This window comes from Pseudomonas sp. Irchel s3a10 (assembly GCF_900187525.1).
Taxonomy (GTDB): domain Bacteria; phylum Pseudomonadota; class Gammaproteobacteria; order Pseudomonadales; family Pseudomonadaceae; genus Aquipseudomonas; species Aquipseudomonas koreensis_G.
Window position 1 is genome coordinate 1 of record NZ_FYDR01000011.1, and the last position, 26,129, is coordinate 26,129.

The 26,129-nt window shown below is 59.9% G+C and carries 30 protein-coding genes; 19 read left to right on the top strand and 11 right to left on the bottom strand.

The window, feature by feature from the left end:
* Positions 1 to 517 precede the first annotated feature (517 nt).
* Both CKW11_RS24170 and CKW11_RS24175 read right to left on the bottom strand, forming a co-directional pair.
* Complete coding sequence (locus CKW11_RS24170) at positions 518 to 1,738, bottom strand: CaiB/BaiF CoA-transferase family protein (RefSeq protein ID WP_095139703.1); 1,221 nt, start codon at positions 1,736 to 1,738, stop codon at positions 518 to 520.
* Positions 1,739 to 1,751: 13 nt separating this feature from the next.
* A complete protein-coding gene (locus tag CKW11_RS24175; protein ID WP_095139704.1) occupies positions 1,752 to 2,933 on the bottom strand; it encodes an acyl-CoA dehydrogenase in 1,182 nt (393 codons plus the stop codon).
* Positions 2,934 to 3,090: 157 nt separating this feature from the next.
* Between CKW11_RS24175 and CKW11_RS24180 the strand changes: the two genes are divergently transcribed.
* The 11 genes from CKW11_RS24180 (at position 3,091) to CKW11_RS24230 (ending at position 13,200) form a co-directional block, all read left to right on the top strand.
* Positions 3,091 to 3,990: a LysR family transcriptional regulator gene (locus CKW11_RS24180; RefSeq protein WP_095139705.1), complete on the top strand. Its 900-nt coding sequence runs from the start codon at positions 3,091 to 3,093 to the stop codon at positions 3,988 to 3,990.
* A 434-nt stretch (positions 3,991 to 4,424) separates the two neighbouring features.
* Positions 4,425 to 5,546 carry a Re/Si-specific NAD(P)(+) transhydrogenase subunit alpha gene (locus tag CKW11_RS24185; RefSeq protein ID WP_095139706.1) on the top strand — a complete coding sequence of 374 codons (1,122 nt, stop codon included), beginning with the start codon at positions 4,425 to 4,427 and terminating at the stop codon, positions 5,544 to 5,546.
* Positions 5,547 to 5,561: 15 nt separating this feature from the next.
* Positions 5,562 to 5,882: an NAD(P) transhydrogenase subunit alpha gene (locus tag CKW11_RS24190; protein WP_003220416.1), complete on the top strand. Its 321-nt coding sequence runs from the start codon at positions 5,562 to 5,564 to the stop codon at positions 5,880 to 5,882.
* Positions 5,882 to 7,315 carry an NAD(P)(+) transhydrogenase (Re/Si-specific) subunit beta gene (locus CKW11_RS24195; RefSeq protein ID WP_095139707.1) on the top strand — a complete coding sequence of 478 codons (1,434 nt, stop codon included), beginning with the start codon at positions 5,882 to 5,884 and terminating at the stop codon, positions 7,313 to 7,315. The genes CKW11_RS24190 and CKW11_RS24195 overlap by 1 nt, the downstream gene beginning before the upstream one ends.
* 214 nt (positions 7,316 to 7,529) lie before the next feature.
* Positions 7,530 to 9,023, top strand: coding sequence for an acetyl-CoA hydrolase/transferase family protein (locus CKW11_RS24200; protein WP_095139708.1), 1,494 nt, complete (start codon positions 7,530 to 7,532; stop codon positions 9,021 to 9,023).
* Positions 9,024 to 9,344: 321 nt separating this feature from the next.
* Positions 9,345 to 9,560 (top strand): DUF1127 domain-containing protein, encoded by a 216-nt coding sequence (locus CKW11_RS24205; protein WP_003220409.1) that lies wholly within the window; start codon positions 9,345 to 9,347, stop codon positions 9,558 to 9,560.
* Between the two features lie 162 nt (positions 9,561 to 9,722).
* Positions 9,723 to 9,935 (top strand): hypothetical protein, encoded by a 213-nt coding sequence (locus CKW11_RS28935; RefSeq protein ID WP_256582138.1) that lies wholly within the window; start codon positions 9,723 to 9,725, stop codon positions 9,933 to 9,935.
* Positions 9,936 to 10,146: 211 nt separating this feature from the next.
* On the top strand, positions 10,147 to 10,464 hold the full coding sequence (locus CKW11_RS24215) for a DUF2388 domain-containing protein (RefSeq protein WP_007962831.1): 318 nt from the start codon (positions 10,147 to 10,149) through the stop codon (positions 10,462 to 10,464).
* 108 nt (positions 10,465 to 10,572) lie between these two features.
* The gene (locus CKW11_RS24220) at positions 10,573 to 10,878 is read left to right on the top strand and encodes a DUF2388 domain-containing protein (protein WP_095139709.1); all 306 of its coding nucleotides are present in this window, start codon (positions 10,573 to 10,575) and stop codon (positions 10,876 to 10,878) included.
* Between the two features lie 43 nt (positions 10,879 to 10,921).
* Entirely contained in the window at positions 10,922 to 11,242 is a 321-nt protein-coding gene (locus CKW11_RS24225; protein ID WP_007911662.1) for a DUF2388 domain-containing protein, read from the top strand.
* A complete protein-coding gene (locus CKW11_RS24230; protein ID WP_095139710.1) occupies positions 11,239 to 13,200 on the top strand; it encodes a DUF4105 domain-containing protein in 1,962 nt (653 codons plus the stop codon). Before CKW11_RS24225 ends, CKW11_RS24230 begins: the two co-directional genes overlap by 4 nt.
* Before the next feature lie 148 nt (positions 13,201 to 13,348).
* Here the strand turns inward: CKW11_RS24230 and CKW11_RS24235 are convergent, their stop codons facing one another.
* From CKW11_RS24235 to trpB, 3 genes are all read right to left on the bottom strand, one after another.
* Positions 13,349 to 13,789, bottom strand: a complete 441-nt coding sequence (locus tag CKW11_RS24235; RefSeq protein WP_095139711.1) for an anti-virulence regulator CigR family protein — start codon at positions 13,787 to 13,789, stop codon at positions 13,349 to 13,351.
* A gap of 122 nt (positions 13,790 to 13,911) precedes the next feature.
* Positions 13,912 to 14,724: a tryptophan synthase subunit alpha gene (gene trpA, locus CKW11_RS24240; protein ID WP_095139712.1), complete on the bottom strand. Its 813-nt coding sequence runs from the start codon at positions 14,722 to 14,724 to the stop codon at positions 13,912 to 13,914.
* A complete protein-coding gene (gene trpB, locus CKW11_RS24245) occupies positions 14,724 to 15,956 on the bottom strand; it encodes a tryptophan synthase subunit beta (protein WP_041074734.1) in 1,233 nt (410 codons plus the stop codon). The genes trpA and trpB overlap by 1 nt, the downstream gene beginning before the upstream one ends.
* Positions 15,957 to 16,069: 113 nt before the next feature.
* On the opposite strand from trpB, the gene CKW11_RS24250 reads away from it, so the two are divergent.
* The gene (locus tag CKW11_RS24250; RefSeq protein ID WP_095139713.1) at positions 16,070 to 16,987 is read left to right on the top strand and encodes a LysR family transcriptional regulator; all 918 of its coding nucleotides are present in this window, start codon (positions 16,070 to 16,072) and stop codon (positions 16,985 to 16,987) included.
* On the opposite strand, the gene CKW11_RS24255 is transcribed toward CKW11_RS24250, so the two are convergent.
* On the bottom strand, positions 16,960 to 17,286 hold the full coding sequence (locus CKW11_RS24255; RefSeq protein WP_003220391.1) for a YqjD family protein: 327 nt from the start codon (positions 17,284 to 17,286) through the stop codon (positions 16,960 to 16,962). The two genes, CKW11_RS24250 and CKW11_RS24255, sit on opposite strands and share 28 nt — an antisense overlap.
* A gap of 170 nt (positions 17,287 to 17,456) precedes the next feature.
* On the opposite strand from CKW11_RS24255, the gene CKW11_RS24260 reads away from it, so the two are divergent.
* Together CKW11_RS24260 and CKW11_RS24265 are read left to right on the top strand one after the other, a co-directional pair.
* Complete coding sequence (locus CKW11_RS24260) at positions 17,457 to 17,672, top strand: dodecin (protein ID WP_095139714.1); 216 nt, start codon at positions 17,457 to 17,459, stop codon at positions 17,670 to 17,672.
* Positions 17,673 to 17,796: 124 nt separating this feature from the next.
* Entirely contained in the window at positions 17,797 to 18,021 is a 225-nt protein-coding gene (locus CKW11_RS24265) for a DUF1161 domain-containing protein (RefSeq protein ID WP_047597082.1), read from the top strand.
* 171 nt (positions 18,022 to 18,192) lie between these two features.
* Here CKW11_RS24265 and CKW11_RS24270 read toward each other — a convergent pair whose 3' ends face one another.
* A complete protein-coding gene (locus tag CKW11_RS24270; RefSeq protein ID WP_027610203.1) occupies positions 18,193 to 19,194 on the bottom strand; it encodes an LLM class flavin-dependent oxidoreductase in 1,002 nt (333 codons plus the stop codon).
* A 242-nt stretch (positions 19,195 to 19,436) separates the two neighbouring features.
* Between CKW11_RS24270 and CKW11_RS24275 the strand changes: the two genes are divergently transcribed.
* Both CKW11_RS24275 and CKW11_RS24280 read left to right on the top strand, forming a co-directional pair.
* Positions 19,437 to 19,868 carry an OsmC family protein gene (locus tag CKW11_RS24275; protein WP_034152273.1) on the top strand — a complete coding sequence of 144 codons (432 nt, stop codon included), beginning with the start codon at positions 19,437 to 19,439 and terminating at the stop codon, positions 19,866 to 19,868.
* 244 nt (positions 19,869 to 20,112) lie between these two features.
* A complete protein-coding gene (locus CKW11_RS24280) occupies positions 20,113 to 20,352 on the top strand; it encodes a DUF1161 domain-containing protein (RefSeq protein ID WP_047297485.1) in 240 nt (79 codons plus the stop codon).
* Between the two features lie 6 nt (positions 20,353 to 20,358).
* Here CKW11_RS24280 and CKW11_RS24285 read toward each other — a convergent pair whose 3' ends face one another.
* Together CKW11_RS24285 and CKW11_RS24290 are read right to left on the bottom strand one after the other, a co-directional pair.
* Positions 20,359 to 20,778, bottom strand: a complete 420-nt coding sequence (locus tag CKW11_RS24285) for a hypothetical protein (RefSeq protein WP_095139715.1) — start codon at positions 20,776 to 20,778, stop codon at positions 20,359 to 20,361.
* Between the two features lie 40 nt (positions 20,779 to 20,818).
* A complete protein-coding gene (locus tag CKW11_RS24290) occupies positions 20,819 to 21,241 on the bottom strand; it encodes a hypothetical protein (protein ID WP_047297483.1) in 423 nt (140 codons plus the stop codon).
* A 58-nt stretch (positions 21,242 to 21,299) separates the two neighbouring features.
* Here CKW11_RS24290 and CKW11_RS24295 point away from each other — a divergent pair, with 58 nt between their 5' ends.
* Positions 21,300 to 22,382: an aminopeptidase gene (locus CKW11_RS24295; protein WP_095139716.1), complete on the top strand. Its 1,083-nt coding sequence runs from the start codon at positions 21,300 to 21,302 to the stop codon at positions 22,380 to 22,382.
* 94 nt (positions 22,383 to 22,476) lie between these two features.
* Here the strand turns inward: CKW11_RS24295 and CKW11_RS24300 are convergent, their stop codons facing one another.
* Complete coding sequence (locus CKW11_RS24300) at positions 22,477 to 23,127, bottom strand: HAD family hydrolase (RefSeq protein WP_095139717.1); 651 nt, start codon at positions 23,125 to 23,127, stop codon at positions 22,477 to 22,479.
* Positions 23,128 to 23,155: 28 nt separating this feature from the next.
* Entirely contained in the window at positions 23,156 to 23,701 is a 546-nt protein-coding gene (locus CKW11_RS24305) for a gamma carbonic anhydrase family protein (RefSeq protein WP_095139718.1), read from the bottom strand.
* 62 nt (positions 23,702 to 23,763) lie between these two features.
* On the opposite strand from CKW11_RS24305, the gene prlC reads away from it, so the two are divergent.
* Positions 23,764 to 25,842 carry an oligopeptidase A gene (prlC, locus tag CKW11_RS24310; RefSeq protein ID WP_177440036.1) on the top strand — a complete coding sequence of 693 codons (2,079 nt, stop codon included), beginning with the start codon at positions 23,764 to 23,766 and terminating at the stop codon, positions 25,840 to 25,842.
* Positions 25,839 to 26,123, top strand: coding sequence for a YheV family putative zinc ribbon protein (locus tag CKW11_RS24315; RefSeq protein WP_007962808.1), 285 nt, complete (start codon positions 25,839 to 25,841; stop codon positions 26,121 to 26,123). The genes prlC and CKW11_RS24315 overlap by 4 nt, the downstream gene beginning before the upstream one ends.
* The last annotated feature ends 6 nt before the right edge of the window (positions 26,124 to 26,129 follow it).

Consider the following 26,129-nt stretch of genomic DNA (forward strand, 5'->3'; position numbering starts at 1 on the left):
ACCCACACGAATTGCTTGATTCAGTTGTTAAAGAGCGGTTGGTTAAGATCTTTCGTCTCAACCGAGGCGCGCATTCTACAGCAGCCTCATTTGCTGTCAAGTGATTATTTTCAGAAGTTTTCGAAGAATTCTTCAACAACTTCAACCACTTGCGCTTCCGATCTCTCGTCAGCGGGAGGCGAATTCTACAGCGTTACACGCTGCTGTCAACACCTCTTTTTCACCGCTTTCGACCGAGAAGATCGAACCGTCAAAAGAGCCAAACATCAACGCCCTTTCAACTCCTTCCAGGCTTCGATGAACTGAAGCAACTCGCTGTCGAAAATTGCATAACTCATTGAATCTCAAGGAGTTTTCCGTTTCGACTGCGCCGGAAGTGGGGCGAATTATAGACCTCCTGAATCTGCCGTCAACCGTTAATTTCACTTTTCTTTCAACGACTTACAGATCGGTCAAAAAACACACAGCGACACTTATATATAGGCTGGGAAACGCCTCCTCTATATAGAGGGGATACTCAAAGCACCCCATCAGCCCTGAGCGCCTCCACCGCGCCAGCTCCCAGACCCAGCACCCGCTGCAGAACCTCCAACGTATGCTCGCCCAATAAAGGAGGCGCACGACGGTACTCGACAGGCGTCTGCGACAGCCGGATCGGACTCGCTACCTGCGGAACCATCCCGGCCAGTGCATGCGGGAGCTCTATCGCCAACCCACGCGCTTTCACCTGCGGATCGTCAAACACCTGGGACAGATCATTGATCGGCCCACAAGGCACGCCCGCCTGCTCCAACTGCGCCACCCATTCGGCAGTGGTCTTGAAGACCGTCGCCTGACGGATCAGCGGAATCAACACCGCGCGATTAGCCACCCGCAGCTTGTTAGTCGCGAAACGCGGATCGTCCGCCCACTGCGGCTGCCCCGCCACCTCGGCAAACTTGCGGAACTGGCCGTCATTGCCAACGGTAAGAATGAAATCGCCATCAGCCGTCGGGAAGTCCTGATAGGGCACGATGTTCGGATGTGCATTACCCAGACGTTTCGGCGCATTGCCGGTAGTCAGGTAGTTCATTGCCTGGTTCGCCAGACATGCGACCTGCACATCCAGCAGAGCCATATCGATGTGCTGGCCGCCTCCATCGTGATCACGATGAGCCAGCGCTGCCAGAATCGCCACGGTCGAATACAGTCCCGTGAGGATATCCGTCAGCGCCACCCCCACCTTCACCGGCCCGGCGCCTTCATCACCTTCAGGGCGACCGGTCAGGCTCATCAGCCCGCCCAGCCCCTGGATCATGAAGTCATAACCGGCCCGCTTGGCATACGGCCCGGTTTGACCAAACCCGGTGATCGAACAATAGATCAGGTCCGGATTGATCGCTTTGAGCGACTCATAGTCCAGCCCATAAGCGGCCAGCCCTCCAACCTTGAAGTTCTCGATCAGGATGTCCGACTTCGCCGCGAGGTCCCGTACAAGCTGCTGCCCTTCAGGTCGGGTGAAGTCGATCGTTACCGATTGCTTGTTGCGGTTGGCCGACAGGTAATAAGCCGCCTCGCTGGTGTTCTCACCATAAGCGTCCTTAAGGAAGGGCGGCCCCCACGCGCGCGTGTCGTCGCCATTGCCCGGGCGCTCGACCTTGATCACCTCGGCGCCAAGGTCGGCGAGAATCTGCCCGGCCCAAGGCCCGGCCAGCACGCGCGATAAATCCAGTACCCGCAGATGCGACAGCGCGCCCATGGTCGCTCTCCTGTTAATAGAACGCCTGCAGACCGGTTTGCGCGCGACCGAGGATCAGCGCATGAACGTCGTGAGTACCTTCATAGGTATTCACCACTTCCAGGTTGACCAGGTGACGGGCCACACCGAATTCATCGGAGATACCGTTGCCGCCCAACATGTCACGAGCCATGCGCGCGATATCCAGCGACTTGCCACAGGAGTTGCGCTTCATGATCGAGGTGATTTCGACCGCCGCAGTGCCCTCATCCTTCATACGGCCCAGACGCAGGCAACCTTGCAGCGCCAGAGTGATCTCGGTCTGCATGTCGGCCAGCTTCTTCTGGATCAATTGGGTAGCGGCCAATGGACGCCCGAACTGCTGACGATCGAGGGTGTACTGGCGAGCGGTGTGCCAGCAGAACTCGGCAGCGCCCAACGCGCCCCAGGAGATGCCGTAACGTGCGGAGTTGAGGCACGTGAACGGGCCTTTCAGACCGCGCACGTCCGGGAAGATGTTCTCTTCCGGGACAAACACGTTGTCCATGACGATTTCGCCGGTGATCGAAGCACGCAGACCGACCTTGCCGTGAATCGCCGGTGCACTCAGGCCCTTCCAGCCTTTCTCCAGCACGAAACCACGAATGTCGCCGGCATCGTCCTTGGCCCAGACCACAAACACATCGGCGATCGGGCTGTTGGTGATCCACATCTTTGCGCCGGTCAGGCTGTAGCCGCCGTCGACTTTGCGCGCACGGGTGATCATCGCACCCGGGTCAGAACCATGGTTTGGCTCGGTCAGACCGAAGCAGCCGATCCATTCACCGGAGGCCAGTTTCGGCAGGTACTTCTGTTTCTGGGCTTCTGTGCCGAATTCGTTGATTGGCACCATCACCAGCGAGGACTGCACGCTCATCATCGAACGGTAGCCGGAGTCGACACGCTCCACTTCACGGGCGATCAGGCCGTAGCTGACGTAGTTCAGGCCGCTGCCACCGTACTGCTCAGGGATGGTCGCACCGAGCAGACCGACTTCGCCCATTTCGCGGAAGATTGCCGGATCGGTTTTCTCATGGCGGAACGCTTCAAGCACGCGTGGCGCCAGGCTCTGCTGAGCGAACGTGGCGGCGGTGTCGCGGATCATGCGCTCTTCTTCGGTGAGCTGTTGATCCAGCAGCAGGGGATCGATCCAGTTGAAGCTAGCTTTACCGCCCATGAGTGTGTCCTCGCAAATCGGTGAATTAACGTGGCATTGATCCTAGGCCCGCTTTGCCAGCGCGGCAAACGAGGATTTCGCATCCTGTTGTGCTAATTTCTCACTCCGAAACGTCGCTGAATGCCTTTTATGCGGCGCATTAGTGAGGTTGACGTACATGCGCAGGAAGATTCCCAGCACCGCTGCCCTGATCAGCTTCGAAGCCGCCGCTCGCCACGAAAGCTTTACCAAGGCTGCCGAAGAACTTTCCCTCACTCAGGGCGCCATTTGCCGACAGATCGCCAGCCTTGAGGATTTCCTCAGCGTGGAACTGTTCCGACGCTCGCGACGCGGAGTGAAACTGACGGAAGCGGGCCTTTCCTACAGCCGTCGGGTGGCCACGCAACTGGACGCCGTGGAGCGCGACACGCTCTCGGTGATGGGCCAGCAGGGCACCAATGTAATTGAACTGGCGGTGGTGCCTACCTTCGGCACCCAATGGCTGCTGCCACGCCTCAAGGACTTCCAACTCAAGCACCCGGAAGTAACGGTCAACCTGACCAACCGCACCCGCCCGTTCCTGTTTGCCGACACTGATTTCGACGCGGCGATCTACTTTGGCGACGCCGATTGGTCGGGTACTGAATCCCATAGGTTGATGGGAGAAAATCCCATGCCGGTGTGCAGCCCCGCCCTACTCGGCAGCAGGACACATCTGACACCTGACGAGATCGCCGAGCTGCCTCTGCTGCAGCAAACCACACGCCCCTACGCCTGGCGCCAGTGGTTCAACTCACAGCACCTGAACATCCCCCGCGACATGACAGGCCCGCGCTACGAGCTATTCTCCATGCTGGCCCAGGCGGCCATGCACGACATGGGGATCGCGCTGATTCCACCGTTTCTGATTCAGCGCGAACTGGCAGAGAAACGCCTGGTGATCGCCAACCCGAATGCCCTCTCCAGCATCAAGGCGTATTACCTGATGATTCCGGAGCGAAAGGTCGAATCGGCATCACTCAAGGCTTTTCGTGATTGGCTGGTCAACCAAGCACACAGCTACAGCCTAGAAGAATAAAGGCATACAACGATTGCTAACCCGGTAGTCAGGAAAATAAAAGCCCTACAGATATAAGTATTTGTCGCAAAATCGCAGACTGTATCCGAAAGTCGTACAGACGTCCCACAAGCGCCTGCCGACGTGGCTTTGAGCCTCCATCCACGACTCATTACGGCCTATTCACGCCACCGATGAGAATTTTTTTCAAATTCAGCCAGAATCCTTGCAAGGCACGGCCTGCAAGGGATTCAACTGGGCATCTGCGACATTCGGTCACGGGATGACTTGTAGTTAATTTTCCGTCACCCGTCATAATCCCTTGAAGGGCATAAAGTTCGCCTGCAAAATGCCGCGCCCCGCCCTGATTTGGCGGGATCGTGCTGATCGGCCGCCCCAGTCGCACCATCCGCAGTGCCTGGGTTTACTCAATAAGATCACGCAGGAGATTTGACGTGCACATTGGTGTTCCTCTCGAAACCCAGACCGGTGAAACACGGGTTGCTGCAACCCCGGAAACCATTAAAAAGCTGATCAGCCAAGGTCATAAGGTCACTGTGCAAACCGGCGCCGGCGTAAAAGCCAGTGTTGTCGACAGTGCCTATGAAGCGGCGGGCGCAACCATTGGCAGTGCCAACGATGCGTTCGCTGCCGAGCTGATTCTCAAAGTGGTCGCCCCCAGCGACGCCGAACTGGCGCTGATCAAGCGCGGCACGGTGCTGGTTGGCATGCTCAACCCCTTCGATAACGAAACCATCGCGAAAATGGCCGAGTGCGGGATTACTGCGTTCGCCCTGGAAGCGGCGCCGCGTACGTCTCGGGCGCAGAGTCTCGATGTGTTGTCGTCGCAAGCGAACATCGCCGGCTACAAGGCGGTATTGCTGGCCGCGCACTACTATCCACGCTTCATGCCGATGCTGATGACCGCTGCGGGCACCGTGAAAGCGGCGCGCGTGCTGATTCTGGGCGCCGGTGTGGCCGGGTTGCAGGCGATTGCCACAGCGAAACGTCTGGGTGCGGTGATCGAAGCGTCTGACGTGCGTCCGGCGGTGAAGGAACAGATCGAATCCCTCGGCGCCAAGTTCGTCGATGTGCCTTACGAGACTGACGAAGAGCGTGAATGCGCGGTCGGTGTCGGCGGTTACGCTCGCCCGATGCCGGCGAGCTGGATGCAACGTCAGGCCCAGGCTGTGCACGAACGCGCCAAGCAGGCCGACATCGTCATCACCACCGCACTGATCCCGGGCCGCAAGGCACCCGTATTGCTGAGCGCGGAAACCGTGGCGCAGATGAAGCCAGGCTCGGTGGTCATCGACCTCGCAGCGGCCCAGGGTGGCAACTGCCCGCTGACCGTGGCCGATCAGGTTGTGGTCGAGAACGGCGTGACCATCGTCGGCCCGACCAACCTCGCCGGTGAAGTCGCTGCAGACGCCTCGGCGCTGTACGCCCGCAACCTGCTGGACTTCCTCAAGCTGGTGTTCACCAAAGAAGGCCAGTTCGACGTCAACCTCGAAGACGACATCGTCGCCGCGTGCCTGATGTGCCGCGACGGCCAAGTCATCCGCAAAAACGCCTAAGCAGGGATTCAGACGATGGAAGAGCTTATCTCCCCCGGTATCTACAACCTGATCATCTTCGTGCTGGCGATTTATGTCGGTTATCACGTGGTCTGGAACGTTACGCCTGCGTTGCATACGCCGTTGATGGCGGTGACCAACGCCATTTCGGCGATCGTGATCGTCGGCGCCATGCTTGCCGCTGCGCTGACCGTCACGCCGCTGGGCAAGACCATGGGCACCCTCGCCGTGGCACTGGCGGCGGTCAACGTGTTTGGTGGCTTCCTGGTCACCCGCCGCATGCTTGAGATGTTCAAGAAGAAAGCCCCGAAAGCAAAAGAAGAGGCGCCGAAGTAATGAGCATGAATCTCGTCACGACGCTCTACCTGATCGCGTCGATCTGCTTTATCCAGGCCCTTAAAGGCCTGTCGCACCCGACCACATCGCGGCGCGGCAACCTGTTCGGCATGCTCGGCATGGCGCTGGCCATCCTCACCACTGTCGGCCTCATCTATAAGCTTGGGGCTGAGCTGGCGACTGCGGGTATCGGTTACGTGATCGTCGGCCTGCTGATTGGCGGCACCGCCGGCTCGATCATGGCCAAGCGCGTTGAAATGACCAAGATGCCGGAACTGGTCGCGTTCATGCACAGCATGATCGGTCTGGCGGCGGTGTTCATCGCCATTGCCGCGGTGGTCGAGCCGCAATCGCTGGGCATCGTCAAGCAACTGGGCGATTCGATCCCGGCGGGCAACCGTCTGGAGCTGTTCCTCGGAGCGGCGATCGGTGCAATCACCTTCTCCGGTTCGGTGATCGCCTTCGGCAAGCTGTCGGGCAAGTACAAGTTCCGTCTGTTCCAGGGTGCGCCGGTACAGTTCGCCGGTCAGCACAAGCTGAACGCGGTACTCGGTCTGGCGACACTGGTGCTGGGCGTGACCTTCATGCTCACCGGCAACCTCGCAGCGTTCGCGCTGATGCTGGCCCTGGCGTTCGTGATGGGCGTGCTGATCATCATCCCGATCGGCGGCGCCGACATGCCGGTGGTGGTGTCGATGCTCAACAGTTACTCGGGCTGGGCTGCAGCGGGTATCGGCTTCTCGCTGAACAACTCAATGCTGATCATCGCCGGTTCGCTGGTGGGTTCGAGCGGTGCGATTCTCTCGTACATCATGTGCAAGGCGATGAACCGTTCCTTCTTTAATGTCCTGCTCGGTGGTTTCGGCAACACGGCCGACGCAGGACCTGCCGGTGCGAAAGAAGCCCGTCCAGTTAAGTCCGGTTCGGCAGACGACGCAACCTTCCTGCTGACCAACGCCGACACCGTGATCATCGTTCCGGGTTACGGCCTGGCGGTGGCGCGCGCGCAACACGCCTTGAAAGAGCTGACCGAGAAGCTGACCCACCGTGGCGTGACCGTGAAGTACGCGATCCACCCGGTGGCCGGTCGCATGCCCGGGCACATGAACGTCCTGCTCGCCGAGGCCGAAGTGCCTTACGACCAGGTGTTCGAGATGGAAGACATCAACTCCGAGTTCGGCCAGGCCGACGTGGTGCTGGTGCTCGGCGCCAACGACGTGGTCAACCCGGCCGCCAAGAACGATCCGAAATCGCCGATTGCCGGCATGCCGATTCTCGAAGCGTTCAAGGCCAAGACCATCATCGTCAACAAACGCTCGATGGCCAGCGGCTATGCCGGTCTGGACAACGAACTGTTCTACCTGGACAAGACCATGATGGTCTTCGGCGACGCGAAGAAAGTCATCGAAGACATGGTCAAAGCGGTCGAGTAATCCTCCGCAGTTGCACCGGACGCCCCGACTTGTCGGGGCGTTTTTGTTTGCGCAAAGCGTCGGACAATTTGCCACGTTGTTGCAGATCCAGTAACGGTGTTTTACTTGAAACCCGCTAAATAGACGCCTCGTTTGCGACCTTGGTAGCGGGACAGGCGCCCGCGAAATTCACTAGACTGCGCATCCTGCTACTCGCTTCCCGAGAAAATAATCCATGTACCGTGACCGTATTCGCCTGCCTTCGTTGTTGGATAAAGTGATGAGCGCCGCCGACGCCGCCGCGCTGATTGAAGACGGCATGACCGTCGGCATGAGCGGCTTCACCCGCGCAGGCGAAGCCAAAGCCGTCCCTCACGCACTGGCCGAGCGAGCCAAGGTCACGCCGCTGAAGATCAGCCTGATGACCGGTGCGAGCCTGGGCAACGACCTCGACAAGCAACTGACCGAAGCCGGCGTGTTGTCGCGGCGCATGCCGTTCCAGGTCGACAGCACCTTGCGCAAGGCAATCAACGCCGGCGAAGTGATGTTCATCGACCAGCACTTGTCGGAAACCGTCGAGCAACTGCGCAACCAGCAACTGAAGCTGCCGGATATCGCGGTGATCGAAGCCGTGGCCATCACCGAACAGGGTCACATCGTGCCGACCACCTCGGTGGGCAACTCGGCCAGCTTCGCGATTTTCGCCAAGCAGGTGATTGTCGAGATCAACCTGGCGCACAACGCCAATCTCGAAGGCCTGCATGACATCTATATCCCGACCTATCGCCCGACGCGCACGCCGATCCCGCTGGTGAAAGTCGACGACCGCATCGGCAGCACCGCGATCCCGATCCCGCCGGAGAAGATTGTCGCCATCGTCATCACCCAGCAGGCGGATTCGCCGTCCACGGTATCAACCCCGGATGTCGACACCAACGCTATCGCCGAACACCTGATCACCTTCTTCAAGCAGGAAGTCGATGCCGGGCGCATGACCAACAAGCTCGGCCCGTTGCAGGCCGGGATCGGCAACATCGCCAACGCGGTGATGTGCGGTCTGATCGATTCGCCGTTCGAAGACCTGACCATGTACTCCGAAGTGTTGCAGGACTCGACCTTCGACCTGATTGATGCAGGCAAGCTGAGCTTCGCCTCGGGCAGCTCGATCACCCTGTCGGAGCGGCGCAACAGCGATGTGTTCGGCAACCTGGAGAAGTACAAAGACAAACTGGTGCTGCGGCCGCAGGAAATCTCCAATCATCCGGAAGTAGTCCGGCGCCTGGGTATCATCGGCATCAACACCGCGCTGGAGTTCGATATCTACGGCAACGTCAACTCCACCCACGTCTGCGGCACGCGGATGATGAATGGCATTGGTGGCTCGGGCGACTTCGCACGCAACGCGCACCTGGCAGTGTTCGTAACCAAGTCGATCGCCAAGGGCGGGGCGATTTCCAGCGTGGTGCCGATGGTCAGCCACGTTGACCACACCGAGCATGACGTCGACATTCTGGTGACTGAGGTGGGTCTGGCGGACTTGCGTGGCCTGGCCCCGCGCGAACGCGCCCGGGTGATCATCGACAATTGTGTGCATCCCGATTACCGCCAGGCGCTGAATGACTACTTCACCGCTGCCTGCGCCATCGGTGGTCATACCCCGCACATTCTGCGTGACGCTTTGAGCTGGCACATGAACCTGGAAGAAACCGGCCGCATGCTCGCAGTGTAATTCACACAGTCAAACCGCTGATGCAAACACAGTTTGTATCAGCGGTTTTATTCATCAGCCTTTTCTGGAAAAAACTGTACTACTGTACCGGTGCTTTCCTACACCTTTTTCCTACTATTTCCCACGAACAGACTAAAAATGCACCAGTTAAGTGCAGACAGGTACAGTTTGCTCAATTTTGACCCGTACACCCCCTATAAACAGTTAACTGGTCACTCACAATACAGTTGAACTGTATCTAGAGAGACTAGGCAAACGAGAGGATCATGGGCACCAGTCAAACCACTACCTGATCCCGCCACAAGCGGAAGGATGTCAACCATGGAACGTACACTCAGTTCCGAACTGTTCTTCGAAGACAAAGCTGCAAAAACCCAGGCTTCCCTGCCTCTGCGCGTTATCGCCAACCTGATGTTGTGGCAGCGCCGCATCTCCAGCCGCCACCAACTGGCTCGTCTGGATTCGCGTCTGCTGGCTGACGCCGGTATCAGCGAAGCACAACGCTACGAAGAGCTGAGCAAGCCGTTCTGGCGCTAAGTAGCGTCGCTGGCTCTGGTCGTTAGACCCACCGCCAGCAACCCGAATTGAAAAAACAAGACCCGTCGCGGGAAACCGCGACGGGTTTTGTCGTTTCGGGGTTCGAAAACGTCCCGAGAAGCGATTCACTGGGGCAACAAGTACAGTTCAAAAAAACAAGATTTGCACCAGTACAATTTTGCATCGGTTTATCTGCCTGGCTATCTGCATCGGGCATCGCCAGGCTTCAATCCATCCCGGCTTAAAGAAAACACCATGAAAAACTTACAGGATGTTTCCGCAATTCCGATCCAGCCGCTCGTTCGTCCGCGCTTGCTGCGTGGCTTTGACAAGGGATGGAGCACGCCGGAACGCGACGCCTGCTGGCTCAGCTGAATCACCGCGATCCCGCGGATCAGGGCCTCGGGCATTCCGAGCGACCGAATGAACCGGAGAGCCCCTGCTGGCGCTAGCATTCTGCCCACTGTCCGAACGCCGCATACAGGCCTAATATCCACACCGGAACGTGGCGAATCTTCTGTTACCCGCGTCTGACACATCAGACACAAGCCACCTCTCAAAACGGTTTACTTTCAGGAGATACCCCATGTCCCGTCTTCGCCTGCTCAGCGCTGCCGCATTGCTCGCCGTGGCTGCCAACGCCAGCGCCTCCAGCTTCATCGTGACCACCGACGCTGTGGTTGGCGCGCTGAAGTCCTCTTCGGATGCCACCTCCGACGTCAGCTCTTCGCTGCGTGACAACAAAGTCGTGATTGCTGCCCGTGACGACGCTGCCAGCTTCGTCGCCAGCGAAGGCCAAATTCGTGGCGTGAAACTGGAAAGTGCCCTGGACCTGATCCGCCATCAGGCACCGCAACTGAACGCGACTGACTTCCAACTGGCGCAAGCCATCCTCGCGATCTGATCTGCCGCTGTCAGACGGGACACGCCAGTCGTGTCCCGATGTTTCGCCGCTGGCTCTGGCCCGGGCATTTGCGCTAGCCTTGAGGTTCGTTAACCGTTACCGAGTCTCATGCGTTTATTCAGACTGCTTTTTCCTTCTGTGCTGATCAGCGCCTTCTGGGCGACCTCGGTCGATGCCTTTGATATCTCCACTCAAAACACCGTGGTCAGCGTTTGGGCAACTGGGATGGTGTCTTCCGCACCATTCGACCGTAAACTGATCATCGCCGCTCACGATGACGCGGCGGTGTTTGTTGCCAGTGACGGTCAATTGCGCGGCGCGCAGCTCGAATCCGCACTGCATTACCTGCGCAAATCCCGACCAAAACTTCATGTCAGCGACCTTGAACTGGCACAGGCAATTCTCGTCCAATAGTTATCTTGATCCCTTCGTTATCATTGCCCTCCGGAGTCGTTCCATGCGTAGCCCGCTGATTGCTGCCGCCCTTGGCCTGTTTTTGTTGGCCGACGTGGCCCAGGCGCACACCCTGGTAGCCACCAGTAACATCATCGTTCGTGCCTCCCAGCGCACCATCGATTTCACCTCCGATACCACCACGTCGATTCGCGATTCGAAAATCATCCGCGAAGCCCACGACGATGCCGCCAGCTTCGTTGCCACCAACGGCGATATCCGTGGTGCGCACCTGGAAGCTGCGCTCAATACCTTGCGCACGCGCGTGCCGGAAGCCCGCGACGCCAGTGATCAGGTGCTCGCCGAAGCCATCCTCGCACTGTGAAGTCACTCGGCACCTGGCTGCTGGCCGGGGCGTTGTTGCTGCTTGGCAACAGCGCCCACGCCAGCCTGCAATTGCGGCTCAAGACCGACGGTCTGAGCCCCGCTCAACAGCAGGCCAGCCAGGCGCTGCTTGATGAAGCGATGCAAAAACTGCCGCCCAGCTTCGTCGAACAGCTGGATCGGCGCATCGACGTCGGCTGGACCGACGACATGCCCGGTAACGCCTACGGCCAGGCGACCCTGGTCGCGGAACTCGACCTGAATCGCAAACTACTCGCAGGCCTCACCGACGGTAGCGCAGCAAAAGAGAAAACCAATCGCCCCCACGGCACGGTACGCCAGGAGCTGCTGGCAACGGTGCTGCACGAACTCACCCACATTTATGACCGCGCGCGCCTGTGGCCCGCCGCCGAGCGCACGCTGAGCCAGCGTTGCAGCCGACGCTTCAACAGCGCCGGGCTGATTGGTATTCCCGATGAGTGTCGCGGCCAGACAGAGCGGCGCTTCACCCTAAGCGATGACCCGCGCCTGCTCGACCTCGCCGGCTGGCAGCAATATGTCGGCCGCCGCGGTGAACGCGAACAGCACAACCGACAGATCGCGCGCAGCCCGGACCTGTACGAGATCTCCAGCCCGAAAGAGTTTGTCGCGGTCAACATGGAGTATTTCCTCCTCGACCCGAGCTATGCCTGTCGGCGGCCAGCGCTCTATCGCTACTACAAGGAGCATTTCGGCTGGGCACCACCGGTCAAGGACACCTGCAGCAACACCTTCGCCTTTCTCAACGCCGGCAACGACTTCGCCAAGCAACCCTTGGGTCAGGTCGACCCGGAGCGGGTATATGCCGTCGACTATTTGCTGGCCGAAGCCAACCAGAACTGGGTCAGCCGCTGGGGTCACAGCATGTTGCGCCTGGTGATCTGCGCACCGGGTCGCCCGCGTGGGCCGGATTGCCGGCTCGACCTTGATCAACATCTGGTGCTGTCCTACCGCGCCTTTGTCGGCGACGTGCAGCTGTCGAGCTGGGACGGACTGGTCGGCAAATATCCGTCACGCCTGTTCGTCCTGCCGCTTGCGCAGGTCATCGACGAATACACCAAGACTGAATTGCGCAGCCTCGCCTCGGTGCCATTGAACCTGTCACGCGACGAGATCGAAGGTGTGGTCGAACACGCTGCCGAAATGCACTGGAGCTATGACGGCAACTACTTCTTCCTGTCGAACAACTGCGCGGTGGAAGGCCTGAAGCTGCTGCGCAGCGGCAGCAACAACAAGCAACTTGTCGGTCTGGACAGCATCATGCCCAACGGCTTGCTCGAAGTGCTAAAAGGCCGGGGGCTGGCCGACACCAGCGTACTCGACAATCCCAAGGAAGCCCTGCGCCTGGGTTATCGCTTCGACTCGTTCCGCGATCGCTATCAGGCGATGTTCGATGTGCTGAAGAAGCAGTTGCCGATCAAGCAGAACACTGTTGAGGAATGGCTTTCGCTGACAGCCGAAGAACGCCGTGAGTGGTTCGAACGCGCCGACTTGCGTACCAGCGCCGCATTGCTGCTGCTGGAGCAGGCCAGTTATCGCCGCCAGTTGCTGCTGGCCCAGGACGAGGTCAAGCAGCGTTACCTCGGCGCCCGGGAGCTGGAAAACGGTGGCATGGACAAGGCCAACGCGACCCTGCAGGAAATTCTCGCCAACAGTGGCTTCCTCAGTCGCCCGGCGGAACTGCTCGATAGCCGCGGCTACGGTCTGCCGCAACCAAGCGAGTTCAAGCGCCTGCAGGACGAAAGCGCCCAACGCCAGAAACAACTGCTGGCGCTGAGCGGCGATCTGGACACGGAGGTGCGCAAGTTGCTGGAACCCCAACGAGCGGCCGAAATTGCCGCCAGCGAAGCCAACGTGAAGCAGATCGGCGAGCATCTGCGCAAACTGCACAAGGCGTCCGGCGGGCTGGAGCTACCCTGAGACAGAAGACTGGAACTGAGTCTTGTGGCGAGGGAGCTTGCTCCCGCTCGGCTGCGCAGCAGTCGTAAATCGGTTGAATGCCGAATTTTCAGGGCCGCTCCGCGCCCCAGCGGGAGCAAGCTCCCTCGCCACAGATGATCGTGCCAAATCAGTACAAAACACCATCCAGAATTTCGTAAACGATCCCGGTACCCACCGCGATCAGCACAATGTCACCACCGGCCCGGCGCCATTCATAACCCGGATACACCGGCAAACGACTCAGTGCCCGACCGTCCAGCCGCTCGCCGTAATAACCGTGCGGCAACGGCCGGCCACGTTCCAGACGAATGCCCGGCGGTGGCGGTGCACCGCGCACGAAGTAGCCATGATTGTCGCGAATGGTCTGGCGCACCGGGCCGAAGTCGCGTGGCGGGCCACCTCGGTGGTCGTTCTGCGGGCCACGGTGATCGTCACCGCGGTTATCGTAGTGGCCCTGCTGCGGGCCGCCGTGGTCATGATCATCGCGTGGATCGGCGCAGGCCAGCAGCGGCGTCGCGCTGAGCATCAGCACGCCCAGTCCGGCAATCAGACGTTTCGGCATTTTCATCAGGTCTTTCCTCACTGCACCAACAGCAAAAAGGGATTCAGAACGTGGTTCTGAATCCCTCGGTCTTGCTCGATTAGGTTGCGTTGTGAGGCGCTAATTCCTCTGTATCAGGAACTTTACCTTTAGCTGACGCGGGCCTTACGCACGCCTTCGGACAGCGCCTTGCACAGGCCCAGCACACCATCGACAGCCTGGGCCGGCGTGGTCGCATTGGCGATGTGATCGATCAGTGCCGAACCCACCACCACACCGTCCGCCAAGCGGGCGATGGAAGCGGCCTGCTCCGGAGTACGGATACCGAAACCGATGCTGATCGGCAGGTCAGTGTGTCGACGCAGACGAGTCACCGCTTCTTCGACATGCTCCAGAGTCGCGGCACCGGCACCGGTCACACCGGCCACCGACACGTAGTAAACGAAGCCCGAACTGCCATTGAGCACTTTCGGCAGACGCGCATCATCAGTGGTCGGGGTGGTCAGGCGGATGAAGTCCAGACCCGCAGCCTGTGCCGGGTCGCACAGTTCATTGTTGTGCTCTGGCGGCATGTCGACCACGATCAGACCGTCGACCCCCGCTTCCTTGGCATCAGCGATAAAACGCTCAACGCCATACATGTGGATCGGATTGAAGTAGCCCATCAGCACCAGCGGCGTGTCGCTGTTGCCTTCGCGGAACTCACGCACCATCTGCAGGGTTTTCGCCAGATTCTGCTTGGCGCCCAAGGCACGGATGTTCGCCAGTTGAATCGCCGGACCATCGGCCATCGGATCGGTGAACGGCATGCCCAGCTCGATCACGTCGGCGCCAGCGCCCGGCAACCCTTTGAGGATCGCCAGCGAGGTGTCGTAGTCCGGATCACCGGCGGTGACGAAGGTCACCAGCGCGGCGCGGTTCTGTTGCTTGAGGTCGGCAAAACGGGTTTGCAGGCGGCTCATCAGTGTTTCTCCTGCTTCGACTGTTCCATATGGTGCATGACGGTCTGCATGTCTTTGTCGCCGCGGCCGGAGAGGTTGACCACCATCAGGTGATCCTTCGGCAGTTTCGGTGCGCGTTTGAACACTTCAGCCAGCGCATGCGCGCTTTCCAGTGCCGGGATGATGCCTTCGAGGCGGCAGCACTGGTGGAACGCGGCGAGGGCTTCGTCGTCGGTGACCGAGGTGTATTGAACGCGGCCGATGTCATGCAACCAGGCGTGCTCAGGGCCGATGCCCGGATAGTCGAGGCCGGCGGAAATCGAGTGGGCGTCGATGATCTGGCCATCGTCGTCCTGCAGCAGGAAAGTACGGTTGCCGTGCAGCACACCCGGTACGCCGCCATTGAGGCTCGCCGCGTGCTTGCCGGTTTCGATGCCGTAACCGGCCGCTTCGACGCCGATGATCTCGACGCTCTGGTCGTCAAGGAATGGGTGGAACAGGCCCATGGCGTTGGAACCGCCACCGATGCACGCCACCAGGCTGTCCGGCAGACGACCTTCCTGAGCTTGCAACTGCTCGCGGGTCTCCTTGCCGATCACCGCCTGGAAGTCGCGCACCATGGCTGGGTACGGGTGCGGGCCGGCCACGGTGCCGATCAGGTAGAAGGTGCTGTCGACGTTGGTCACCCAGTCACGCAGCGCTTCGTTCATCGCGTCTTTCAGAGTACCGGTACCGGCGACCACCGGAATCACTTCGGCACCCAGCAGCTTCATGCGGAACACGTTGGCCTGCTGACGTTCGATGTCCGTGGTGCCCATGTAGATCACGCAGTCCAGACCGAAACGCGCGGCCACGGTGGCCGTTGCAACGCCGTGCATGCCGGCACCGGTCTCGGCGATGATGCGTTTCTTGCCCATGCGCCGCGCCAGCAGGATCTGGCCGATGCAGTTGTTGATCTTGTGCGCGCCGGTATGGTTCAGCTCTTCGCGCTTGAGGTAGATCTTCGCGCCACCGCAGAACTCGGTCAGACGCTCGGCGAAATACAGCGGGCTCGGACGTCCGACATAGTCACGCTGGAAGTAGGCCAGCTCTTCCTTGAACGCCGGATCTTCCTTGGCCGCCTCGTATTCGCGGGCCAGATCGAGGATCAACGGCATCAGGGTTTCCGCCACGTAGCGGCCGCCGAACGCGCCGAACAGGCCGTTATCGTCAGGGCCGCTGCGCAGGTTGGAGGTGTTCGAAGTCTGGGTCATGATTTGCTCCAGGTGAATTCGGGTCAGAAGACAATGACGCCACTCTACCCCTGACCTTCCAGACTGAAAACCGATAAGATCGCCACAACCTGTCAGGAAAACTCACAGATACCATGAGCCACGACCTTCCCCCGCTGAACGCCCTGCGCGCGTTCGAAGCCACCGCCCGGCTGAACAGCGTCAGCCAGGCGGCCGAACAGCTGCACGTCACCCACGGGGCGGTCAGCCGCCAGCTCAAACTGCTCGAAGAGCATCTGGGCGTGAGCCTGTTCGTCAAGGACGGTCGCGGCTTGAAACTCACAGATGCCGGTGTTCGTCTGCGAGATGCCAGCGGTGAGGCGTTCGATCGCTTGCGCAGTGTGTGCGCCGAGCTGACGCAGAGCACCGCTGACGCGCCGTTCGTGCTCGGCTGCTCCGGCAGTCTGCTGGCACGCTGGTTCATCCCACGCCTGGGGCGGCTCAACGCAGATTTGCCGGACTTGCGACTGCATCTGTCCGCCGGTGAAGGTGATCTCGACCCTAGACGCCCCGGACTCGATGCCTTGCTGCTGTTCGCCGAGCCGCCATGGCCGGCAGACATGCAGGTCTACGAATTGGCCGCAGAACGCATCGGCCCGGTACTGAGCCCGCTGTTCAGCGGGAATCAACGCCTGCAAGCAGCGCCCGCGTCAGCCTTGCTCAGTGAACCGCTGCTGCACACCACATCGCGCCCGCAAGCCTGGCCGAGTTGGGCACAGCAAAATCACCTCGACGCCAAGGCGTTGAAGTTGGGGCAAGGTTTTGAGCATTTGTATTATCTGCTGGAGGCCGCAGTGGCCGGACTCGGCGTGGCGATCGCCCCGGAGCCGCTGGTGGCCGAAGACTTGAAGGCCGGTCGCCTGGTTGCGCCGTGGGGCTTCTGCGAAACCCCGGCGCAACTGGCATTGTGGCTACCCAAGCGCGCCGCAGATGGACGCGCCCGGCAACTGGCGCAGTGGCTCAAGAACGAGCTGCGCCAAACGGATCACTCGCCGCGCTTGAACAGCAAGTAAGCGGCGAGCAGACCGATTGCACCGACCGCCACACCAGCGGTGGTCCAAGGGTGTTCCTGAGCGTAATCGCGGGTGGCGATGCCGGTCTCGCGGGTTTTCACTTTGACTTCTTCATAGGCATCGCTGAGCAGGCTGCGCGAATGTTTCAGCGCGCTTTCGGCGTTGCTTTTGAGCGCCTTCAGGGTCTTGCGCGACTCGTCGGACGCGTCGTCCTTCAGGCTTTCCAACGATTTGAGCAGACTCTCGATCTCGGCTTCCATGCTTTGCAACGAGGCTTTACGTAAAGAGGTGTTGGCCATGGTGGCTCTCCTGCATTGGTGATGAGTGGCGTGTGTTGGTTGGGACTTCAGCGGTTTGAGAAAGTGCAGAAAATCTGAACTTAGCTTGCGCCGCGGCACCGAAATCCACAGAGCAGATTGACTGCTAGTCTCAATTCCACACGTCAATTGCAAACGCCAAGGAGATCGCCATGAGTGACCATCACACGTACAAGAAAGTCGAGCTGGTTGGCTCGTCCACCAGCAGCATCGAGGACGCCATCAACAACGCGCTGGCTGAAGCGCACAAAAGCATCAAGCATCTGGAGTGGTTTGAAGTGGTCGAGACCCGTGGCCACATCAAGGACGGCAAGGCTGCGCATTTCCAGGTAACCCTCAAAGTCGGCTTCCGCATTGCCAGCAGCTGAGTTTGGGCTACGCTTCTGAACTTGCGCGCTGGCCGAGTGCCATAGGAATGGCAAAGCGCTACAAGGTGAGCGCATCGGCACAGCCGGTGCCCGCCTCTTTTAATCCGACCAGGGAGTGCGACCGATGAAGAAGTTCATATTGGCAGTAGGTTTGTTGAGCCTTGCGGGTGGCGCGTTGGCTGCTGGCAAGCCTTGTGAAGAGTTGAAAAGCGAGATTGCGGCGAAGCTGGATGCCAAGGGCGTTTCCGGGTATTCGCTGGAGGTTGTCGATAAGGGTGCAGCGGCTGACGGCAAAGTCGTCGGAACTTGCGAAGGTGGCGCCAAGGAAATCGTCTACAAACGCGGTTGATCGCACCTGAAATGCAAAAGCCGACGCGAAGGCGTCGGCTTTTTTGTGGGCCACTGGTTCCCAATGGGGGAGCGGGCTTGCTCGCGAAAGCGATATGTCAGCCGACATCCAGGGTGTCTGACACTCCGTCTTCGCAAGCAAGCCCGCTCCCACAGAAGCCGAATTCCAGAGTCAGCCCTTCATGACTTGGGCCAGCAATTCATAGGAGTGCAGACGATCGGCATGCTCATACAGATCGCAGGTGAAGATCAGCTCATCGGCCTGGGTCTGCTCGACCAGCACCTCCAGCTTCGCGCGGATCTTCTGCGGGCTGCCGACCATCGCCAGACCGAGGAAATCCCCCACAGCCTCGCGCTCATGGGGCAGCCACAGGCCGTCCATGGTTTTCACCGGCGGACGCTGCACCAGACTCTGCCCACGCATCAGCGCGAGAATTCGCTGATACACCGAGGTCGCCAGGTAGTCGGCCTGCTCATCGGTATCGGCCGCCACCAACGGCACCCCGAGCATCACGTACGGTTTATCGAGCACTGCCGACGGCTTAAAGTGGTTGCGGTAGACGCGAATCGCCTCGTGCATGAAGCGCGGGGCGAAGTGCGAGGCGAAGGCGTAGGGCAAACCGCGCTCACCGGCCAGTTGCGCACTGAACAGGCTGGAACCGAGCAACCAGATCGGCACATTGGTGCCGGTGCCGGGCATGGCGATTACCCGTTGGTCCGGGGTGCGCGGGCCGAGGAAGCGCGCCAGCTCGGCGACATCTTCCGGGAAATCATCGGCACTGCCGGAGCGTTCGCGGCGCAGGGCGCGGGCGGTCATCTGGTCGGAGCCGGGCGCACGGCCCAGACCCAGATCGATGCGTCCCGGATAGAGGCTTTCGAGGGTACCGAACTGCTCGGCGATCACCAGCGGCGCATGATTGGGCAGCATCACCCCGCCGGAGCCGACGCGAATCGTCGAGGTGCCACCGGCCAGATACCCCAGCAGCACCGACGTGGCGGAGCTGGCGATGCCGTCCATGTTGTGGTGTTCGGCGACCCAGAAACGGGTGTAGCCAAGCTTCTCGACATGCTGTGCCAGATCCAGCGAGTTGCGCAGCGATTGCGCCGGGCTGCCGTTCTCGCGCACGGGCACCAGGTCGAGGGTGGAAAACTTTACGTCGGACAGTTGCTTCATAAACCTGCGTCTCCGAATGAGGAGGCAGGTTTTTCTTGCGAACGAAAACCTGCCCAATCCATAAGCGTGTTTTATGCAATGAGGGCATATACCCGAGTTTCAATAGCCGCGATGAAATTTCCTACTAAAAAAGTCAACGATTCAGCCGGGCTGAACTTTGTCCGGGCGTCTATCCTCAGAAGCCTTGCAAGTAAAAACCACGACGGCGCGGCGTTTCCGCGCCAGATCTTGAGGAGGCAGACATGGCTATCGTGAAGAAAGCATCCGCGCATTGGGCAGGCGATCTGAAAACCGGCATCGGCTCGATCTCCACTGAAACCGGTGTCCTCAGAGAAGCCCCCTACGGCTTCAAGGCTCGCTTCGAGGGCGGTAAGGGCACTAACCCGGAAGAACTGATCGGCGCCGCGCATGCCGGCTGTTTCTCCATGGCGTTTTCGATGATTCTGGGCGATGCGGGCCTGAAGGCCGACAGCATTGATACTCAGGCTGAAGTCACGCTGGATCAGGTAGATGGCGGCTTCGCAATCACGGCGGTGAAGCTGATCCTCAAGGCGAAAATCCCGGGGGCGACTCAGGCGCAGTTTGAAGAACTGAGCAACAAGGCCAAGGAAGGGTGCCCGGTGTCCAAGGTGTTGAACGCGAAGATTACGCTTGAGGCTTCGCTGGTCAGCTGATCAGGCGTTAACTGTACTGGCGCCATCGCGAGCAGGTTCACTCCTACATTCGATCTCCAGCGGACATCAATTGTGAACAATCGGGATCCCCTGTAGGAGTGAGCCTGCTCGCGATGGCAATCTAACAATTACCGCAATCCCGGAAGATGTGAGCGAAGTCAGAACCCACGCTGCAAAAATATGGTCGAATACCTGACAGCAGCTTCAGCGCACGCCCGTGCGCGCTGCCCTATGGAGCTTCAAAATGAAACGTATTGGCTTGGCGATCCTCTGCAGTGCACTGGCCACCTCGGTTTTTGCGGCACCGAAAGACTGCGAAGAACTCAGGAAAGAGATCGAAATCAAGATTCAGGCTAAAGCAGTGCCGTCCTACACACTGGAAATCGTCAGCAAGGAAGAAGCCGCAAAACATGACATCGCCATGGTGGTCGGTTCATGTGAGAACGGCAGCAAAGCGATCATCTATCAAAAGAACGACAGCTGAGTCGTCTCAGTTAATGCAGTTGTAGTCGCGATCCTCGGCGACGATTTCACGTTTGGCGTTGTACAGCCGGGCACTCGGGGTGAACCCTAGCGAACGACCTTCCAGCAGATAACGCTGGCCGGCTTCGAAATGGTCGTAGCGGATGTACAGATAGCACAGCCGCTCGACAGGGCCGGTCATTAGCGCACCGCCGCCGCCAAACACCTCGAAGTCAAACCGCACCCGCAGCTCGTGGCTGCCAGGCGTGACCTGAAAGAAACGCCCATCGGTCAGCCGTTGATTGTCCAGGCGCTCGGCCATAAGCAGTTTGCCGCCAGGGGTCGGAGTCGAGAAGTCGACCCAGGCCATTTGCGGATCGACCGGCGGTAACGGGGTCTGGCAACCGGCGACAACGCCGACCGCGAGCAACAACATCAACTTGCGCATGAGGGATGTCCAGGGGTTCAGACCTCCAGCATAGCGCCGATCACGTGCGCTGGCAGCCTGCCGGGGTTCCTTGGCCGACCACATTGCGCTGCTCGTCATAGAGCTTCGCCCATGGCCGGAACCCGATGCTGCCGGCTTGCAATTGATAACGCTGTCCGGCGTTGAATTCCTTGAATGTCAGCTTCAACTGGCAGTCGCGCCACAGTGGCTCGGCGTCGGGGCCGATGTTGGTGGCTTCGACCGGAAACTGATAACGCACCTTCAGCTCATGGCTGCCGGGCTGGACTTCGAAATAACGTTTGTCGACCGTGGCCCGGCTATCGACCTGCAGCGCTTGCAGCGCCGTGTCCTGTTGCCGGGCATCGAGATCGATCCAGGCTTGCGAGGGGTCAGGGTCGGGCATTCCGAATCCGGCACAACCGGCCAGCGTCAGCAGGCCTCCTGTCAGCAACAACATGCGCATAGCGAAGCTCCAAATGGCGGGATAGTCTTGCGGGCAGACTTTCCAAAGGATTTTTATTTTGAGCAGGCCGCTTCCAAGCCATGGGTTACTTGATCGTGTTTTTCGGATTTTGTTTCCGGGTGTGATGCTTTTGTTGCTCAACGGTTGTTCCAGCGTCAGCTATTACAGCCAGTTGGCCAGCGGTCAGTTGCAGTTGTTGCGCGCGCGCGAGCCGGTGGCCAAGGTGATTGCCGACCCGAGCCGCGACGCTAAGCTGCGCACACACCTGATCCAGTCGCAAAAGGCCCGGACCTTCGCCAGTGAACGGCTGCACCTGCCGGACAACCAGAGCTATCGGCTGTACGCCGACATTGGTCGGCCGTACGTGGTGTGGAACGTGTTCGCCACCCCGGAGTTTTCCCTGACCCCGCAGAATCACTGCTTCCCGATCGCCGGTTGCGTGGCCTATCGCGGCTACTACAGCCAGAGCGCCGCGCGCGGCGAAGCGGCGATTCAGCGCCTGCAAGGCATGGACGTAGCGATTGGCGGCGTCGAGGCCTATTCGACCCTCGGCTGGTTCAATGACCCGATCCTCAATTCGATGATGGGCTGGGGCGATGAGCGTCTGGCCACGCTGATCTTTCATGAACTGGCGCATCAGCGCTTCTATGTGAAGGACGACACCGAGTTCAACGAGTCGTTTGCCACGTTTGTCGAACAGGAAGGCACCCGCCAGTGGCGGGCGTTTCGGGGATTGCCGCCGGACACCGATGCCAGGCTAAAGCAGCGCGATCAGTTCATTGAGCTGGTGCTGGAAACGCGCGCGCGCCTGGAAAAGCTCTACGCCCAGCCGCTGCCGGCCGAGCAGATGCGCGAACGCAAAGCGACGACGTTCGAGCAGTTTCGTCGCGAATATCGATTGATGCGCGACCGCCAGTGGGCCGGGGACAAGCGCTACGATGCGTGGGTGAACATGCCGCTGAACAATGCGCGATTGTTGCCGTTCGGGCTGTATGACCAGTGGGTGCCGGCGTTTGCGGCGCTGTTCAGGCAAGTTGGGGGGGATTGGGTGCGGTTTTATGCCGAGGTTGAGAAGCTAGGCGGTTTAGCTCTCGAGAAACGCAAGGCGGCTTTGAAAATATTGGCAGAAACAAACAGTTGAGTTGATTGGGAAGACGTCATCGCGAGCAGGCTCACTCCTACAGGAGGAACGCATTCCAAATGTAGGAGTGAGCCTGCTCGCGATAGCAATCCAATCAGCGCCGCAAAAACGCCTGATGCAACTCGGCCAAAGTCTCAAAATGATAAGCCGGCGCCTCGGCACTCAACTCTTCAAAACTGCCAAACCCATAACCCACTGCCGCCGCATCGATACCGTTGCTGCGCGCGCCGATCAGGTCATGTTTGCGGTCGCCGATCATCAGCGTGCTGGCCGGATCCAGCCCCTCTTCAGCAATCAGGTGCGCAATCAGCTCGACCTTGTTGGTCCGCGTGCCATCCAGCTCACTGCCGTAGATCACCTTGAAGTGCCGGGCAAAATCAAAGTGCCGGGCAATCTCGCGAGCAAATTCCCACGGCTTCGAAGTGGCGATATACAGCTGCCGTCCCTGCCCGCTCAGGGTTTCCAATAAAGGCGTAACACCATCAAACACGCGGTTTTCATACAGGCCGGTGACCTTGAATCGTTCGCGATAAAAATTCACCGCCTGCCACGCCTTGGCTTCATCAAAATCGTAAAACTGCATGAACGCCTGCAACAGCGGCGGGCCGATGAAGTGTTCGAGTTTGCTCAGATCCGGCTCGTCGATGCCGAGTTTGCTCAAAGCGAACTGGATGGAACGGGTGATGCCCTCACGCGGGTCGGTCAGGGTGCCATCAAGGTCGAACAGTACGGTCTGGTAATGCATGAGAAATCCCGAGCAGGTGTAGGTCGATTCAGAGCTGGTCGTAGCCTTCGGCCAGATGCAGGTCCTTGAGCTTCACGTAGTTCGCCGCGCTGTAGGTGAAGAAGGCGCGCTCCTTGTCGGTCAACGAGCGGACTTGTTTCACCGGGCTGCCCACGTACAGGAAACCGCTTTCCAGGCGCTTGCCCGGCGGCACCAGGCTGCCGGCGCCGATGATCACATCGTCCTCGACTACCGCGCCGTCCATGACAATGCTGCCCATGCCGATCAACACGCGGCTGCCAACGCTGCAGCCATGCAGCATGACCTTGTGGGCAATGGTCACGTCATCGCCGATCAGCAACGGAAACCCGTCTGGGTTGAACGGCCCGGCGTGAGTGATGTGCAGCACGCAACCGTCCTGCACGCTGGTGCGCGCACCGATGCGGATGCGGTGCATGTCGCCACGGATCACGGTCAGCGGCCAGACGGAGCTGTCTTCACCGATTTCGACGTCGCCGATTACCACCGCCGAGGCGTCGACAAACGCGCCTTTGCCGAGTTGCGGGGTGTGATTCTGGTACTTGCGAACGGGCACGATAAGTTCTCTCTCTGTCGCCGATAGCTGCGGTGAGTGTCGATTGTAATTAAGATGGGTGCATGTTTCTTCCAGCCAAGGTGCCAACCGTGAGCGTGAACAACCCTCTTCTGCAGTCCTACGACCTGCCGCCGTTCTCCACGATCCGTGCCGAACACGTGCTGCCAGCCATCGAAACGATCCTGGCCGACAACCGCGCCGCCATCACCGAAATTCTCAAGACCCAGGTTCAAAACCCGACCTGGGCCGGCCTGGTATTGGCGATGGACGAACTCAACGATCGCCTTGGCGCTGCCTGGAGCCCGGTCAGCCACCTCAACGCCGTGTGCAACAGCGCTGAACTGCGCGAAGCCTACGAGTCGTGCCTGCCGGCCCTGAGCGCCTACTCCACCGAGATGGGCCAGAACCGCGAACTGTTCCAGGCCTATGAAGCGCTGGCCAGCAGCCCGGAAGCCGCCGGTTTCGATGTGGCGCAAAAAACCATTCTGGAACACGCCCTGCGTGATTTCCGTCTGTCGGGTATCGACCTGCCGGAAGCCGAACAGAAGCGTTACGCCGAAGTGCAAAGCAAACTGTCCGAGCTGGGCAGCCGCTTCTCCAACCAGCTGCTCGACGCCACGCAAGCCTGGACCAAGCACATCACCGACGAAGCGGCCCTCGCCGGCCTGACTGATTCGGCCAAGGCGCAAATGGCTGCCGCCGCCCAGGCCAAAGGCCTCGATGGCTGGCTGATCACCCTGGAATTCCCGAGCTACTACGCGGTGATGACCTACGCCCAGGACCGCGCGCTGCGTGAAGAAGTCTATGCCGCCTACTGCACCCGTGCGTCGGATCAAGGCCCGAATGCCGGGCAGAACGATAACGGCCCGGTCATGGAAGAGATCCTCGACCTGCGTCAGGAACTGGCCAGACTGTTGGGTTTCGCCAGTTTCTCCGAGCTGAGTCTGGCCACGAAAATGGCCGAGTCCAGCGATCAGGTGCTGAGCTTCCTGCGCGACCTGGCCAAGCGCAGCAAGCCGTTCGCCGCGCAGGATCTGCAGCAGCTGCGCGCCTATGCCGCCGAACAGGGCTGCGCCGATCTGCAAAGCTGGGACAGTGGTTTCTACGGGGAAAAACTTCGCGAGCAACGCTACAGCGTCGCTCAGGAAACCCTGCGCGCCTACTTCCCGATCGATAAAGTCCTCGGCGGTCTGTTCGCTATCGTTCAGCGTCTGTACGGCATCGAAATCGCCGAACTGAAAGGCTTCGACACCTGGCATCCGGACGTGCGCCTGTTCGAGATCAAAGAAAACGGCCAGCACGTCGGCCGCTTCTTCTTTGACCTCTACGCCCGCGCCAACAAGCGCGGCGGTGCATGGATGGACGGTGCCCGCGACCGTCGCCGCACCGTTGACGGCGTACTGCAAAGCCCGGTGGCCAACCTGGTGTGCAACTTCACCCCGGCCGACAGCGGCAAGCCTGCGCTGCTGACCCACGATGAAGTGACCACCCTGTTCCACGAATTCGGTCACGGCCTGCACCACCTGCTGACCCGCGTTGATCACGCCGGTGTTTCCGGGATCAACGGCGTGGCGTGGGATGCGGTCGAGCTGCCAAGCCAGTTCATGGAAAACTGGTGCTGGGAGCCGGAAGGCCTGGCGCTGATCTCCGGTCACTACGAAACCGGCGAGCCGCTGCCGCAAGACCTGCTGGAGAAAATGCTCGCGGCGAAGAACTTCCAGTCCGGCCTGATGATGGTGCGGCAGCTGGAATTCTCGCTGTTCGACTTCGAACTGCACGCCACCCATGGTGACGGTCGCAGCGTGGCGCAAGTACTGGAAGGCGTGCGCGACGAGGTGTCGGTGATGCGTCCACCGGCGTACAACCGCTTCCCCAACAGCTTCGCGCACATCTTCGCCGGCGGTTACGCGGCGGGCTATTACAGCTACAAGTGGGCGGAAGTGCTGTCGGCGGATGCCTTCTCCAGGTTCGAAGAAGACGGCGTGCTCAATGCCGAGACCGGTCGCGCCTTCCGCGAAGCAATTCTCGCGCGCGGCGGCTCGCAGGCACCGATGGTGCTGTTCGTCGACTTCCGTGGCCGTGAGCCATCGATTGACGCACTCTTGCGCCATAGCGGCCTGAGTGAGGACGCGGCAGCATGAGTGAGGCACCTGTGATTACCAAGAAGCGCTTTATCGCCGGGGCCGTCTGCCCGGCGTGCAGCGAGCCGGACAAGTTGATGATGTGGAACGAGGACAGCGTGCCGCACCGTGAGTGCGTGGCCTGTGGTTACTCGGATACGCTGAACGAGCAGGGGCTGTCGGTTCCCAAGGAACTGGGCACGCGGGTCAATACCAGCGCGCTCAAGCCGGCGCCGGACAAAACCGTCCAGGCCGTGCAGTTCTTTCCGAATCCGAAGCTGAAGAAAAAGTCCGAAGACTGAGCCGGC

Coding starts and splice junctions, on each gene's coding strand:
- CKW11_RS24285 (WP_095139715.1), bottom strand. CDS start 20,778: ATGCGCAAGTTGATGTTGTTGCTCGCGGTCGGCGTTGTCGCCGGTTGC.
- CKW11_RS24280 (WP_047297485.1), top strand. CDS start 20,113: ATGAAACGTATTGGCTTGGCGATCCTCTGCAGTGCACTGGCCACCTCG.
- CKW11_RS24180 (WP_095139705.1), top strand. CDS start 3,091: ATGCGCAGGAAGATTCCCAGCACCGCTGCCCTGATCAGCTTCGAAGCC.
- CKW11_RS24170 (WP_095139703.1), bottom strand. CDS start 1,738: ATGGGCGCGCTGTCGCATCTGCGGGTACTGGATTTATCGCGCGTGCTG.
- prlC (WP_177440036.1), top strand. CDS start 23,764: ATGTTTCTTCCAGCCAAGGTGCCAACCGTGAGCGTGAACAACCCTCTT.
- CKW11_RS24225 (WP_007911662.1), top strand. CDS start 10,922: ATGCGTAGCCCGCTGATTGCTGCCGCCCTTGGCCTGTTTTTGTTGGCC.
- CKW11_RS24220 (WP_095139709.1), top strand. CDS start 10,573: ATGCGTTTATTCAGACTGCTTTTTCCTTCTGTGCTGATCAGCGCCTTC.
- CKW11_RS24270 (WP_027610203.1), bottom strand. CDS start 19,194: ATGAAGCAACTGTCCGACGTAAAGTTTTCCACCCTCGACCTGGTGCCC.
- CKW11_RS24175 (WP_095139704.1), bottom strand. CDS start 2,933: ATGGGCGGTAAAGCTAGCTTCAACTGGATCGATCCCCTGCTGCTGGAT.
- CKW11_RS24315 (WP_007962808.1), top strand. CDS start 25,839: ATGAGTGAGGCACCTGTGATTACCAAGAAGCGCTTTATCGCCGGGGCC.
- CKW11_RS24265 (WP_047597082.1), top strand. CDS start 17,797: ATGAAGAAGTTCATATTGGCAGTAGGTTTGTTGAGCCTTGCGGGTGGC.
- CKW11_RS24290 (WP_047297483.1), bottom strand. CDS start 21,241: ATGCGCATGTTGTTGCTGACAGGAGGCCTGCTGACGCTGGCCGGTTGT.
- CKW11_RS24195 (WP_095139707.1), top strand. CDS start 5,882: ATGAGCATGAATCTCGTCACGACGCTCTACCTGATCGCGTCGATCTGC.
- CKW11_RS24235 (WP_095139711.1), bottom strand. CDS start 13,789: ATGAAAATGCCGAAACGTCTGATTGCCGGACTGGGCGTGCTGATGCTC.
- trpB (WP_041074734.1), bottom strand. CDS start 15,956: ATGACCCAGACTTCGAACACCTCCAACCTGCGCAGCGGCCCTGACGAT.
- CKW11_RS24205 (WP_003220409.1), top strand. CDS start 9,345: ATGGAACGTACACTCAGTTCCGAACTGTTCTTCGAAGACAAAGCTGCA.
- CKW11_RS24255 (WP_003220391.1), bottom strand. CDS start 17,286: ATGGCCAACACCTCTTTACGTAAAGCCTCGTTGCAAAGCATGGAAGCC.
- CKW11_RS24190 (WP_003220416.1), top strand. CDS start 5,562: ATGGAAGAGCTTATCTCCCCCGGTATCTACAACCTGATCATCTTCGTG.
- CKW11_RS24200 (WP_095139708.1), top strand. CDS start 7,530: ATGTACCGTGACCGTATTCGCCTGCCTTCGTTGTTGGATAAAGTGATG.
- trpA (WP_095139712.1), bottom strand. CDS start 14,724: ATGAGCCGCCTGCAAACCCGTTTTGCCGACCTCAAGCAACAGAACCGC.
- CKW11_RS24250 (WP_095139713.1), top strand. CDS start 16,070: ATGAGCCACGACCTTCCCCCGCTGAACGCCCTGCGCGCGTTCGAAGCC.
- CKW11_RS24260 (WP_095139714.1), top strand. CDS start 17,457: ATGAGTGACCATCACACGTACAAGAAAGTCGAGCTGGTTGGCTCGTCC.
- CKW11_RS24275 (WP_034152273.1), top strand. CDS start 19,437: ATGGCTATCGTGAAGAAAGCATCCGCGCATTGGGCAGGCGATCTGAAA.
- CKW11_RS24300 (WP_095139717.1), bottom strand. CDS start 23,127: ATGCATTACCAGACCGTACTGTTCGACCTTGATGGCACCCTGACCGAC.
- CKW11_RS24215 (WP_007962831.1), top strand. CDS start 10,147: ATGTCCCGTCTTCGCCTGCTCAGCGCTGCCGCATTGCTCGCCGTGGCT.